This is a genomic window from Streptomyces aidingensis (assembly GCF_900112355.1).
Classification (GTDB): domain Bacteria; phylum Actinomycetota; class Actinomycetes; order Streptomycetales; family Streptomycetaceae; genus Streptomyces; species Streptomyces aidingensis.
The window spans coordinates 130,290-143,255 of sequence record NZ_FOLM01000005.1 but is presented as its reverse complement, the minus strand read 5'-3'; the positions used below and the strand labels follow the sequence as shown (position 1 = coordinate 143,255).

The following is a 12,966-nucleotide window of genomic DNA, read 5'->3' as shown; positions in this document are numbered from 1 at the left end:
GCGTGACCGCACGGCTTGCCGACATCGCAGCCCAGGCGGGGGTCAGTGAAGCCACGGTCAGCCGAGTCCTGAACGGCAAGCCAGGCGTCGCCGCGGCCACCCGCGAGGCCGTCCTGACCGCACTCGACCTCCTCGGCTACGAGCGCCCCGCCCGGCTGCGCCAGCGCAGCGCCGGTCTGGTCGGGCTGATCACGCCCGAGCTGGAAAATCCCATCTTCCCGGCGTTCGCCCAGGTCATCGCGCAGGGACTCACCCGCCAGGGCTACACCCCGGTGCTCGCCACCCAGACCCCCGGCGGCTCCACCGAGGACGAACTCACCGGAATGCTGGTGGAACGCGGCGTGGCCGGGATCATCTTCGTCTCCGGCCTGCATGCCGACACCACCGCCGACATGGAGCGCTATGACCGGCTGCGCGCCAAGGGCGTGCCGTTCGTCCTGGTCAACGGCTTCTCCCCGAGGGTGAAGGCGCCGTTCGTCTCCCCCGACGACCGGGCCGCCATGCGGCTGGCCGTGACGCATCTTCTCTCGCTGGGCCACCGGCGGATCGGGCTGGCCCTGGGCCCCGCCCGGTTTGTGCCGGTGCAGCGCAAGACCGAGGGCTTTCTGCACGCCATGCGGGACGAGCTCGGCCTGGACCAGGAGCGGTGCGCGCCGCTGGTGCAGCACTCCCTCTACACCCTGGAGGGCGGGCAGGCCGCGGCCTCCGCGCTGATCGAGCGCGGCTGCACGGCGGTGATCTGCGCCAGCGATCTGATGGCCCTGGGCGCCATCCGGGCGGCCCGGCAGCAGGGGCTTGCGGTGCCCGGCGGCATCTCGGTGATCGGCTTCGACGACTCCCCGCTGATCGCGTTCACCGATCCCCCGCTGACCACCATCCGGCAGCCGGTGCAGGCGATGGGGCAGGCGGCGGTGCGGGCGCTGCTGGAGGAGATCGGCGGCACCCCCGCGCCGCACAGCGAGTTCGTCTTCATGCCGGAACTGGTGGTGCGCGGTTCCACCGCCACCGCTCCGGCACCTCCCGCCGAGGGCTGAGCCCGGGGTCCTCCCCGGGGACGGCCCCGGGGATGTCCTCCGCCGCCGGGAGGAGGACGCCGGGCCGAAGACCAGACCGGGGGATGATCGCACTGTCCGCGCGCTCTGGCAGACTGTCGGGCCATGGGGGACACCAGCCTGGCAAGGGGGAACGGCCCGGCTGCCGGTTCCGGTTCCGGTTTCCGGACGGGCACCGGCAGCATGGGCAGTACGGGCAGTGCCCGCGGCGGCGCCGCCCGCTCCGGCGGGCACCCCGGCGGACACTCCGGCGGAGAGCACAGCGGAAACCACAGCGGACACAACGGGAACAAGGAAGCACAGCGGGTGAAGTCTCCAGCCACGGCAGGCGCCACCGCCGTACGGACCGGAAGCGGGGCCGGTCCGTCACCGTCCCCGGGGCCGCAGCGCTTTCTCGCCCGGCAGCGTCTCGTCCGCCGCCCGCTGATCTGGTTCGAGCTGCTGCTGATCGCGGTCAGCTACGGCACCTACTCGGTGATCCGCAACGCCGTGCCGGAGCAGGAGGAGGCCGCGCAGCGGCACGCCGAATGGATCTGGGAGGCCGAGCAGACCCTGGGCCTGGCCTTCGAGCGGGCGGTCAACCACGCGGCCAACGAGGTCACCTGGCTGATCGTGACGCTGAACTACTTCTACGCCACCCTGCACTTCCTGGTGACCATCGCGGTGCTGGTGTGGCTGTTCCGCAGCCATCCCGGCCGCTACGGGGCGGCCCGGCTGGTGCTCTTCGCCACCACGGGTGTCGCCCTGCTCGGCTACTACCTGTACCCGCTCGCACCGCCCCGGCTGATGACGGGCGTGGACTTCATCGACACCGGCCTGGTGCACGACACCTGGGGCTCGCTGTCCTCGGAGTCGATGCAGACGGTGTCCAATCAGTACGCCGCCATGCCGTCCATGCATGTGGGCTGGTCGGTGTGGTGCGGGATCACCATCGTGATGCTGGCGCGGGCCCGCTGGCTGAAGACCCTCGGGGCGCTCTACCCGGTCCTCACCCTCTTTGTGATCGTGGCCACCGCCAACCACTTCTGGCTGGACGCGGTGGGCGGGCTGATCTGCCTGGCCTTCGGCTACACGGTGGCCACCCTCTGGTACGGCGCGCTGTGGTACCGCCTCCCCCGCCGCCCCGACTTCCCGCCCCGCCGCGGCCTGCCGCTGCCCTTCGCCCTCCCGCCGCTCACCGCCCGTTCCGCCGGCCAGGAGCGGGCGACGGCCCCCGGGACGGACTCCGGGACGGACCGCGCCGGCGCCCGGGACCACGAGCGCCCGCGGGACCGCACCGCCTGAGCCGCCTCCCGGACGGACCTGACGGGACCGGGCCGGGGGACGGCGGCGCCGGGGACGGCGCTCAGGGCGCGGCCGGGCGGGCCACATCACCGGCCAGGCCCCGGATGAGCCGGGCCAGCGCGGCGAAGAACACCCCCACCGCGGCCAGCCCGACCGCGGCCAGGGCCAGCGCCGCCAGCCCGAAGACCGCGAAGACACCGGCGTCCGGCTCCCGGACCGCGTCCTCGTCCAGGGCGGTGACGATCCCCAGTGCCCAGACCACGCCGGTCCAGATCACCAGGCACCACAGCATCCAGAAGGCCGCGCCCAGCGCGGTCCAGGCCCGCACCGCCCCGGCCGGGCGGCGGTACAGGCCGCCGCGGAAGGACTGGAGGAACGCCATGGCCACGGCCAGCGGCACCACCAGGACCAGCGGCGCCCCGCGGTCCTCGACCGCCCAGCGCACCAGCTCCGCCGAGTCCGCCCACTCACCGGACGGCGCCGGGTGGCGCACCGCCAGCTCCGCCGCGGCGTCCCGGACCAGGAACAGCACGGCGAGCGGGATCAGCCCCCACAGGGCCAGCAGCGGCCGGCCGAGCCCCTTGCCCTGCACCCAGGGCGCGATCCAGACCCGCCGCCGCGGATCGGCCTGCGGCATCGGCCGCACCGGCCCGCCGGGCACGGCCGGCCAGGGCCGCGGCGGCGCCGCATAGGGATTGACGTACTGCGGCTGTGGCCCGGGCGGGAGCCGCGGGGTGTGGTACGGCGGGAACTGCCCGGGCACCGGCGTCGGCGGGACCGCCGGTGATCCGGGGAGCGGCGGGGCGATCGCCGTGGGCGGCAGGGCCGGCGGGCCGGTCACCTCGGTCCGCGCCTCGGAGGGCGGCGGCTGGGGGCGCTCCTCCGCCGCCGCGTCCGCCTCCAGGTTGAGCAGCTGCTCGGCCTTGCGGGCGATCGCCGAGACGATCGGCGCGGGCAGCCAGTCCTCCGTCCGGCCGCCCTGCCCGGCCGCCCAGTCCGCCAGTTCCGCCGGTTCCGGCCGGTCCACCGGGTCCTTGGCCAGACAGCGGCGCAGCACCGCCGCGAACCGCTCCGGCACCTCGGTCAGATCCGGGTCGTGGTGTACCACCCGGTACAGCAGTTCGGGTCCGGAGCCGCTGCCGAACGGGCCGCGTCCGGTGGCGGCGAAGGCCAGCACCACACCCAGCGCGAACACATCGGCGGCCGGGGTGACCTCCCGCCCTTCGGCCTGCTCCGGGGACATGTAGCCGGGCGAGCCGATCACCAGTCCGGTGCCGGTGAGCGCGGTGTCGTCGGCGGCCCGGGCGATGCCGAAGTCGATCAGCAGCGGCCCGTCGGCGGCCAGCAGCACATTGGTCGGCTTGAGATCACGGTGCACCAGCCCGCCGGCGTGCACCGTGCCCAGCGCCTCGCCCAGCGCGGCGGCCAGCCGCCACAGCGCGGGCTCCGGCAGCGGCCCGTACGCGGCCACCGCCTCCCCCAGCGAGGGGCCCGACACATAGGCGGACGCCAGCCAGGGGCGGTCCGCCTCCGGATCGGCCGCCACCACCGGCACCGTGCCCGGCCCGCTGACCGCGCGGGAGGCGGCCACCTCCCGCGCGAACCTCCGGCGGAAACCGGGGTCGCGGGCCATCCCGGCATGCACCAGCTTGACCGCCACCGTCCGTCCGCCGGCCGATCTGCCCAGGTAGACGCGGCCCATGCCGCCCTCCCCCAGTACCGCCAGCAGCCGGTAGCCGCCCACCTGGCGCGGATCGTCCTCGGTCAGCGGCTGCACGCTCGACTCCCCCGGTGTCCCCTCGGCTCCGCACGGTCGATCACAGATTCTGGCAGTTCTGGCAGCCCTCTCCCACCCCGGCCACCACTCGGGCCACCGGCCGGTGGCATACCGCCACGAAAGGAGACCGGGCGCCCGCCGCGGACGGCCGGCCCGGCCGACGCCCCTCTGGACCCCTAGACGAGTTCCAGGCCGCCGTCGACGGTGAGGACCTGTCCGGTGAGCCAGGTGGCGGCGGGGTCGGCCAGGCGCAGAATCCAGGCGGCGATCTCCTGCGGCTCGCCGCGGCGCCCGAGGGGGACGCGCCCGGCCTCCTCCCGCTTGATCTGTTCCACCACCGCGGCGGGCAGTCCGGCCGCGGACAGGGCCTGGCTCTCGGTCGGGCCGGGGGCCACGGCGTTGACCCGGATGCCGTCGGCGGCCAGCTCCACGGCCCAGGTGCGGGTGAGCTGCTCCAGTGCCGCCTTGGAGGCCGCGTAGTGGGCGGCACCGGGCAGCGGCCGGTGCCCGTAGGTGCTGGAGACGTTGACGATCGCGCCGCGGCGCCGGCGCAGCTGGGGCAGGGCGGCGCGGGCCAGCAGGCTCGGCGCGGTGACATTGAGCTCGAACAGGGCGACGATGCCCGCGGCGGTGGTCTCGGCCAGCGGCATCAGCCGGGTGGCGCCGGCGTTGTTGACCAGGACGTCGAGGCGTCCCCACCGTCGGACCGCGGCGTCGGTCACCTCCTGGGGTGCGTCCGCGGTGCGCAGGTCGGCCGGGTGCGGGGTGATGCGGGGACGGCCGGCGGCGGTTTCCTCCAGGGCGTCCTTGCGGCGTCCGACGCCCAGCACATGTGCTCCGGCGTCGGCGAAGGCGTGTGCGGTGGCGCGGCCGATGCCGGAGCCGGCCCCGGTGACGATGACGACCTGCCCGGCGAGGGCGGCGGTGCCGTACGGCGGGACAGCCATGGGACACTCCCTATGGTCGATGTTCGATGTTCGTAGAACGACGAACGACAACGTAGCATGGTCTCCATGAGGAACGCGCGGCACCCGGAGCGGAACGAGATCGAAGTCCTGTCGGTGATGGGCGCGCTCAGCGACCCGATCCGGGTCGGCCTGGTGCGGGTCCTGGCCGACGGCCGGGAACGCGGCTGGGGCGAACTGCGCGCACCGGTGGCCAAGTCCACCCTCAGCCACCACCTGCGCGTGCTGCGCGACGCCGGCGTCACCCGCACCCGGCAGGAAGGCACCCGCTGCTTCGTCGAACTGCGCCGCGACGACCTCGACGCCCGCTTCCCCGGCCTGCTGGCCGCCGTCCTGACCGCGGCGGACGCCGCCGGCATCGGCGCGGACGTCGGCCTGGCCCCCTGAGCAGGGGGCGTCAGCGGCCGGAGGGCTTCATCCAGGCCCGCCCTCAGGCGGCGTAGAAGAGGCGTTCCATGACGGCGCGGGCGCGGCGGGTGGTGCGGCGGTAGTCGTCGAGGAGTTCGCCGGCGTGGCCGGGCGGATAGCCGAAGTAGCGCGCGACCGCGGCCAGTTCGCGGGTCTCGGAGGGGAAGGTGTCGCCCGGCCGGCCGCGTACCAGCATCACCGCGTTGCGCACCCGGGCGGCCAGCCGCCAGGCCTCGTCCAGCACCCGGGCGTCCGCCGGATCCAGCAGTCCGGCCGCCTCGGCGGCGGCCAGCGCCGCCCGGGTGCCCGTGGTGCGCAGGGCGGGCAGTTCATGGCCGTGCCGCATCTGGAGAAGCTGCACGGTCCACTCCACGTCGGACAGGCCGCCGCGGCCCAGCTTGGTGTGCAGGGTGGGGTCCGCGCCGCGCGGAAGGCGTTCCGCCTCCATCCGGGCCTTGAGCCGACGGATCTCGCGCACCGCCCGGTCGTCCAGGCCGCCCTCGGGGTAGCGCAGCGGGTCGATCAGTTCGATGAACCGGCGGCCCAGGTCCGCGTCGCCGGCCACCGGCTGGGCGCGCAGCAGTGCCTGGCTCTCCCAGACCAGCGACCAGCGCCCGTAGTAGGCCCGGTACGAGGACAGCGACCGGACCAGCGGCCCCGACTTGCCCTCCGGCCGCAGATCGGCGTCGATCGGCAGCGGCGGGTCGGTGGCCGGGATCTGGAGCAGCCGGCGCATCTCGTTGGCCACCGCGAAGGCCGCCCGGGCGGCCTCCTCCTCCGGCACCCCCTCGCGCGGCTCGTGCACGAACATCACATCGGCGTCCGAGCCGTAGCCCAGCTCCTGCCCGCCGAAACGGCCCATGCCGATCACGGTGAAGCGGGTGGGCAGGGTGGTGCCCCAGGCGGCCTGCACGGCGGCGCGCAACGCGCCGGCCAGGGTGGCGGCATTGAGCGAGAACAGGGCCGCGCCGACCCGGACGACCGCCGGCTCGGCCGGTTCCGCGCCGCCGGCCGGCTCCGCCGCCTCCGCTTCCCCGCCGGCCCCGGGGGCGGCGCCGCCCGCGTAGGCGCCGATGACATCGGCGGCGGCGGTCCGGAACAGTTCGCGGCGCCGGATGCCGCGGGCGGCGGTGACGGCGGCCTCCGCGTCGGTGCCGTAGCGGCCGACCGCGGCCAGGATCTCCTGTTCCAGGGCCGCCCGGCCGCGCGGCAGCAGCGCCTCCTGGCTGCCCAGCAGCGCCACCGCCTCGGGTGCGCGCAGCAGCAGATCGGGGGCGAGCCGCCCGGCGGACAGCACCCGGGCCAGGTTCTCCGCCGCGGCGCCCTCGTCGCGCAGCAGCCGCAGATACCAGGGGGTGGAGCCCAGCGCGTCGGAGACCTTGCGGAAGTTGAGCAGTCCGGCGTCGGGATCGGCGGAGTCGGCGAACCGGTCCAGCAGCACCGGCAGCAGGGTGCGCTGGATGGCGGCCTTGCGGCTGACCCCGGAGGCCAGGGCGCGCAGATGGCGCAGCGCGGCGGCCGGGTCGGCGTAGCCGAGGGCGACCAGCCGCTGGCCGGCGGCCTCCGGGCTGAGCCGGGCCTGCCCGGCCTCCAGCTGGGCCACGGCCTCCAGCAGCGGGCGGTAGAACAGCTTCTCGTGCAGCCGGCGGACCACGGCGGCGTGCTGGCGCCAGGCGACGCCCAGTTCGGCGACCGGGTCGCGGAAGAAGCCCAGGGAGCGGCCCAGCCGGCGCAGGTCGGGCTCGGCCTCGGGCATCAGATGGGTGCGGCGCAGCCGGAAGAGCTGGATGCGGTGCTCCACGGTGCGCAGGAAGCGGTAGGAGGCGTCCAGCGCGCCGGCGTCCCGCCGTCCGACATAGCCGCCGTCGGAGAGCGCGGCGAGCGCCTGGAGCGTATTGGGGCCGCGCAGCTCAGGATCGCCGCGCCCGTGCACAAGCTGGAGCAACTGCACGGCGAACTCCACGTCCCGCAGTCCGCCGGGCCCGAGCTTGAGCTCGCGTCCGGCGTGCGCGGCGGGCACCGACTCCTCCACCCGGCGGCGCATCTCCTGCACGTCGGGCACGAAGTTCTCGCGGGCGGCGGCCTCCCAGACCATGGGCGCCACGGCCGCCGCGTACTCCTTGCCGAGGGCCGCGTCACCGGCCACCGGGCGGGCCTTGAGCAGGGCCTGGAACTCCCAGGTCTTGGCCCAGCGGCGGTAGTAGGCGAGGTGGCTGGCCAGGGTCCGCACCAGCGGGCCGTTGCGCCCCTCCGGCCGCAGATTGGGGTCGACCGGCCAGATGGTGCCCTCGGCGGTGGTGTCCGAGCAGAGCCGCATCATCCGCGACGCCAGCCTGGTGGCGGCCTGCATGGCCGGGCCTTCCGCCACTCCCTCGGCCGGCTCCGCCACGAAGATCACATCGACGTCGGAGACATAGTTGAGCTCCCGCCCGCCGCACTTGCCCATGCCGATCACCGCCAGCCGGCACCGCTCGGCGTCCGCGGGAGTCTCGGCGCAGGCGATGCGCAGCGCGGCGCGCAGGGTCGCCGTGGCCAGGTCGGCCAGTTCGGCGGCGGCCTCGGAGAAACCGGTGGTGCCGGTCATGTCGCGGGCGGCGATCAGCAGCAGCGCCCGGCGGTAGGCGATGCGCAGCGCGTCCGCGTCGTCGGCCCCGGCCAGCGCGGCCTCGAAGTCCGCGATCCCGGGATGCAGGTCCGCGGCGGTGTCGAAGGACGCCAGCTCCTGCCACTCCCCCGGCCGGCGGGCCAGGTGGTCCCCCAGCGCCTCGGAGGCGCCCAGCACGGCCACCAGCCGGTCCCGCAGCGGCTTGCCGGCCACCAGTGTCTCCACGAAGACCGTCCGGCCGGCGGGGGTCTGGGCCTCGGCGATCCGGACCAGGGCGCGCAGCGCCAGGTCGGGGTCGGCCGCCGCGGCGAGGCTGTCCAGCAGGGCTCCGTCCGAGCCGGCCGGCCGCAGCGCCGGGGAGTCCAGCAGCCGCTCCGCCGCGCCGGGGTCGGTGAATCCGTGCCTGAGGAGTCTTCCGAACCGGCTGTCCCGCCGCCCGCCTAGCGACACAGTCCTGCCTCTCGCCGTTCTCCGCCCCGCCGCCGTCCGCTCGTTTCCCCGCTCCTGAACAGCCTAGCGACCCCGGCGCGCGGCCGGCCGGCGAGGCCGTCCCCGGCCATGGCCCCTGCCGGGCGTCGCGCTGCCGCCCCCCGGGGCCGCCGGGGCCGGGGGGGCGGGGGCAGGGTCACAGCACCGGGAGGTTCTTCATCAGCTCGAAGGGGGTGACCTGGGAGCGGTACTCCTCCCACTCCTGCTTCTTGTTGCGCAGGAAGAAGTCGAAGACATGCTCGCCGAGGGTTTCGGCGACGAGTTCGCTGTGCTCCATCAGGTCGATGGCCTCGCCCAGATTCTGCGGCAGCGGGCGGATGCCCAGGGCACGGCGTTCGCCGTCGGTGAGCGCCCAGACGTCGTCCTCGGCACCGGGCGGCAGGTCGTAGCCCTCCTGCACCCCCTTCAGGCCCGAGGCCAGCAGCATCGCGTAGGCCAGGTAGGGGTTGGCGCCGGAGTCCAGAGAACGGACCTCGACCCGGGTGGAGGCGGTCTTGCCCGGCTTGTACATCGGCACCCGGATCAGCGCCGAGCGGTTGTTGTGCCCCCAGCAGATGTAGGAGGGCGCCTCGCCGCCCTGGCCGGCCGGGCGCTCGGCACCGCCCCAGATCCGCTTGTAGGAGTTGACCCACTGGTTGGTGACCGCGCAGATCTCCCCGGCGTGCCGGAGCAGCCCGGCGATGAAGGAACGGCCCACCTTGGAGAGCTGGTACTCCGCACCGGTCTCGTGGAAGGCGTTGCGGTCGCCCTCGAAGAGGGAGAGGTGGCTGTGCATGCCGGAGCCGGGGTATTCGGAGAACGGCTTGGGCATGAAAGTCGCGTTCAGCCCCTGCTCCAGCGCCACCTGCTTGACCACCAGGCGGAAGGTCATGATGTTGTCGGCGGTGGTGAGGGCGTCGGCGTAGCGCAGGTCGATCTCCTGCTGGCCGGGCGCGCCCTCGTGGTGGGAGAACTCCACCGAGATGCCCATGGACTCCAGCATGGTGATGGCCTGGCGGCGGAAGTCCATGCCGACGTGCTGCGGGGTGTGGTCGAAGTAGCCGGAGGAGTCCGCGGGTACGGGCCGGGAGCCGTCCACCGGGCGTTCCTTGAGCAGGAAGAACTCGATCTCGGGGTGGATGTAGAAGGTGAAGCCGAGATCCGAGGCCCGGGCCAGCATCCGCTTGAGCACGTAGCGGGGGTCGGCGAAGGACGGCGACCCGTCGGGCATCAGGATGTCGCAGAACATCCGGGCGGTGCCGGGGGCCTCGGCCCGCCAGGGCAGGATCTGGAAGGTGCTGGGCGCCGGCTTGGCGATCATGTCGGACTCGTGCACCCGGGCGAAGCCCTGGATGGCGGAGCCGTCGAAGCCGATTCCCTCCTCAAAGGCCTGTTCGAGCTCGGCGGGGGCCACGGCAACAGACTTCAGGAAGCCCAGCACATCGGTGAACCACAGCCGGACGAACCGGATGTCCCGCTCCTCCAGCGTCCGGAGCACAAACTCCTGCTGCTTATCCATCTCCACCAATCCTCGCTGGTCAGACGCTCTGCTCCCAGGGTGCCGACCTACCGGGGCACATGAGCATTCCACCACACGGTTTCCGCGGCATTGCGCACGCGCGTCCGACGCCCGGCCAACACGCATCGGCCCCGGTCATCCGGCCCGGCCATCCCCATGGCCGCCGGTCCTAAGCCGTGCCGTTCCGGCCGGAAGGACACCCACTTCTGCCGCCCGGCACGGCGTAACCGGCCGTGCGGCCCGGCACAGCCGGACCGGAACGGACCGGAGGACCGCCCGCCGGGAGGAGCAGACCGTAACCGCCTTGTAACGCCCCCCGTGACCGGCGCCCCCTCACCCGCCGCAGCACCGGGTCATGCACCGGGCTGAACCGATATCGGGCCCGGGGCGGCGGCTCCTGGGGCAGCGCCCTTGGAGCCCTCGGCCGATCATCACGCAGCATCCCTGACGCCTTTGCCGGGCAGCAGGGAGGCCAGGGTCTCCCGGTGGTCCCGAACGGCCGGGCCGATCTCGATGAGCGGCTCGCGGGGCCAGACGGGCCGGCCGCCGATCACCGGCACGGCCGCCGGACCCTCGGCCCGTTGCTTGCGGCCGTACACCCGGACGGCCCGTGGTCCCCGGTGCAGGTCCGCGGTTCCCAGCGGAGCGGGCAGGCCCCGCAGCGGGTCGTGGAACGGTCCTGGCTTCTCCAGCGGCAGCATCGCCACGGGTGCCGCGTCGGCATCCGGGTTCCGGGGGTACAGCACCAGCCAGGGGTCACCGGTGCGCGTGTGGTGCAGCAGCACATAGCTCCAGGACCCGGCCGGTGGCCGGCCCGCGAGCCGCGGCAGCAGCCGCACCCATGGCAGCAGCAGCCGGCAGATCCAGACGCGCACCGCCGTGGTGAACGTCAGCACCGCGGCGACCGCCACGGGCAGCCAGGCCCGCCCGGCTCCCATCGCATCCGGCCCGTAGCCGGCCAGGGCGACGACCGACAGCGTCAGTGCCGCGCAGGCCGGGACGCCCGAGGCCCGCCACAGGACCCACCTCGACCGCCACCGGCCCGCCGCCGTCCGGTCCGCACCCGGCACCGGCGGCAGCCCGGCGACGGCGGCGGCGCGCGCATAGCGGAACGGCGCCGGTCCGGGAGAGCCGGCCGCCGGGCCGTGACGCCGGGTCCGCGCGGCGGCGGCCACTTCCCGGACCAGGGACCCGGCCGGATGGTCCCCGGGACGCCCGTTGACCCGCCGTTCCAGGACGAACGACCTGACCGGTGGCGCCGAGCGGCGCAGCACGACGGCCCCGCCGCCGGTCCGCGGCAGCACCGCCACGACGTCCGTCAGCGGTATCTCCCGTTCCCGCCCCAGGTTCCGGACCAGCAGGCTGTCTCCGCCGATCCGGACCCGGGCCCGCAACTGGCACGCCAGGCAGAGGAACATGGCGGGGCACACGGCAAGCCCCAGCACCGGCAGGACCGGCGAGGCCGCGCCCTCCGGACCGGCCGCGAGGACGGCGTCCCAGCCCTCGTTCAGCAGGCCGAGCACCATCGCCACGGTCAGCAGCCCCGCGATCGTCGCTCCCGCGTACAGGAGCGGCCGGTATCCGGATGTCCATGTGTGTGCCGCCCGTTCCATGCCTGCTCGCCGGGGGGCGGTGGCCGGAAGTGAAGATCCCACTGCCGCACAATCCCACAGCAGAGGCCGACCGGGATACCGCCATGGTGAATGAAGGGCCGGCTCGGCGCGGGCGGGCGGGCAGGAGGGTCAGGCCGCGGTGGCGCCGGAGCTGCCGGTGTCGCTGTCCCTGTCGGTGCCGTTGTCCGTGTCCCGGTCCCGGCGGTCCGAACGGTGCGGGCCGGTGGCTCCGGTGCGCTCGGCGGTCTCCTCGGCCCGTTCCTTGGACTCGGTGTCGGCCTTGCGGGAGTCGCGGAGTTCGGCGAACGGCTCGTGGCCGGGCGGCAGGCCGGCCTCCACGGCCCGGCCGCGGTCGAGTTCGGCGTTCAGCTTGTGGCCCAGCAGGATCACGGTGTTGGTGAGCCAGAGCCAGATCAGGAAGATGATCACGGCCGCGATCGAGCCGTAGGTCTGGTTGTAGCTGCCGAAGTTGGCGACGTAGAGGGCGAAGGCCGCCGACGCGATGATCCAGACGATCACGGCCAGCAGGCTGCCCGGGGTGATCCAGCGGAAGCCGGGCTGCTTCACGTTGGGCGAGGCCCAGTACAGCAGCGCGATCATCACGCTGATCAGCAGCAGCAGCACCGGCCATTTGGCGATGTCCCAGACCAGGACGGCGGTGTCGCCCAGGCCGAAGACATCGCCGACCCGGCGGGCGATGCCCCCGGTGACGGTGATGCCGACGGCCGTCAGCGCCAGTCCCACCACCAGCACCAGGGTGACGCCCACCCGCACCGGCAGGGTCTTCCACACCGGCCGCCCCTCCGGCACGCGGTAGACGATGTTGGAGGCCCGCATGAAGGCGGCCACATACCCGGAGGCGGACCACAGGGCGACCGCCAGACCGACGACCAGCGCGAGCCCCGCCGCGCCCCGGCTGCCCCGCAACTGGTCCAGGGCGCTGGTCAGCACCTCCTGCACGGCGCCGGGCGCCAGCGAGGCGACGTTGTCGACCAGCGGGTCGATGGCGTCCGAGCCGATCAGGCCGAGGATCGAGACCAGGGCCAGCAGGGCCGGGAAGATCGACAGAACGCCGTAGTAGGTCAGGGCGGCTGCCCAGTCGGTCAGGTTGTCCGCCTTGAAGTTCTTCAGGGTGCGTTTCAGCACGTCCCGCCAGGACCGACCGCTGAGTTCGCCCGGACCGTCGGGCAGGGAAGCACCGTGAGCCATGACTGTCACCTCGTCGGATGCCGGAGGCGGTGGACGGTGTGTACCTCTCCCGGATACCCGTTCCGC

At 74.1% G+C, this 12,966-nt stretch carries 9 protein-coding genes; 3 read left to right on the top strand and 6 right to left on the bottom strand.

Going from position 1 to position 12,966, the window contains the following annotated elements; genetic code table 11:
• Window positions 1-2: 2 nt before the first annotated feature.
• Entirely contained in the window at window positions 3-1,034 is a 1,032-nt protein-coding gene (locus BM242_RS11710; protein WP_093838887.1) for a LacI family DNA-binding transcriptional regulator, read from the top strand.
• Window positions 1,035-1,358: 324 nt separating this feature from the next.
• Window positions 1,359-2,336: a phosphatase PAP2 family protein gene (locus BM242_RS11705; RefSeq protein WP_245834002.1), complete on the top strand. Its 978-nt coding sequence runs from the start codon at window positions 1,359-1,361 to the stop codon at window positions 2,334-2,336.
• A gap of 61 nt (window positions 2,337-2,397) precedes the next feature.
• Here the strand turns inward: BM242_RS11705 and BM242_RS30800 are convergent, their stop codons facing one another.
• Both BM242_RS30800 and BM242_RS11695 read right to left on the bottom strand, forming a co-directional pair.
• Window positions 2,398-4,113 (bottom strand): serine/threonine-protein kinase, encoded by a 1,716-nt coding sequence (locus tag BM242_RS30800; RefSeq protein ID WP_217652448.1) that lies wholly within the window; start codon window positions 4,111-4,113, stop codon window positions 2,398-2,400.
• 176 nt (window positions 4,114-4,289) lie between these two features.
• Window positions 4,290-5,060, bottom strand: a complete 771-nt coding sequence (locus BM242_RS11695) for an SDR family NAD(P)-dependent oxidoreductase (RefSeq protein ID WP_093838702.1) — start codon at window positions 5,058-5,060, stop codon at window positions 4,290-4,292.
• Between the two features lie 66 nt (window positions 5,061-5,126).
• Here BM242_RS11695 and BM242_RS11690 point away from each other — a divergent pair, with 66 nt between their 5' ends.
• The gene (locus BM242_RS11690) at window positions 5,127-5,465 is read left to right on the top strand and encodes an ArsR/SmtB family transcription factor (RefSeq protein ID WP_425443836.1); all 339 of its coding nucleotides are present in this window, start codon (window positions 5,127-5,129) and stop codon (window positions 5,463-5,465) included.
• Between the two features lie 43 nt (window positions 5,466-5,508).
• Here BM242_RS11690 and BM242_RS11685 read toward each other — a convergent pair whose 3' ends face one another.
• From BM242_RS11685 to BM242_RS11670, 4 genes are all read right to left on the bottom strand, one after another.
• Window positions 5,509-8,541 carry a bifunctional [glutamine synthetase] adenylyltransferase/[glutamine synthetase]-adenylyl-L-tyrosine phosphorylase gene (locus BM242_RS11685; protein WP_093838700.1) on the bottom strand — a complete coding sequence of 1,011 codons (3,033 nt, stop codon included), beginning with the start codon at window positions 8,539-8,541 and terminating at the stop codon, window positions 5,509-5,511.
• Window positions 8,542-8,716: 175 nt separating this feature from the next.
• Complete coding sequence (locus BM242_RS11680) at window positions 8,717-10,078, bottom strand: glutamine synthetase family protein (protein WP_093838699.1); 1,362 nt, start codon at window positions 10,076-10,078, stop codon at window positions 8,717-8,719.
• A gap of 431 nt (window positions 10,079-10,509) precedes the next feature.
• Window positions 10,510-11,691: a hypothetical protein gene (locus tag BM242_RS11675; protein WP_139238323.1), complete on the bottom strand. Its 1,182-nt coding sequence runs from the start codon at window positions 11,689-11,691 to the stop codon at window positions 10,510-10,512.
• 129 nt (window positions 11,692-11,820) lie between these two features.
• Complete coding sequence (locus BM242_RS11670; RefSeq protein WP_093838697.1) at window positions 11,821-12,900, bottom strand: YihY/virulence factor BrkB family protein; 1,080 nt, start codon at window positions 12,898-12,900, stop codon at window positions 11,821-11,823.
• Between the last annotated feature and the right edge of the window lie 66 nt (window positions 12,901-12,966).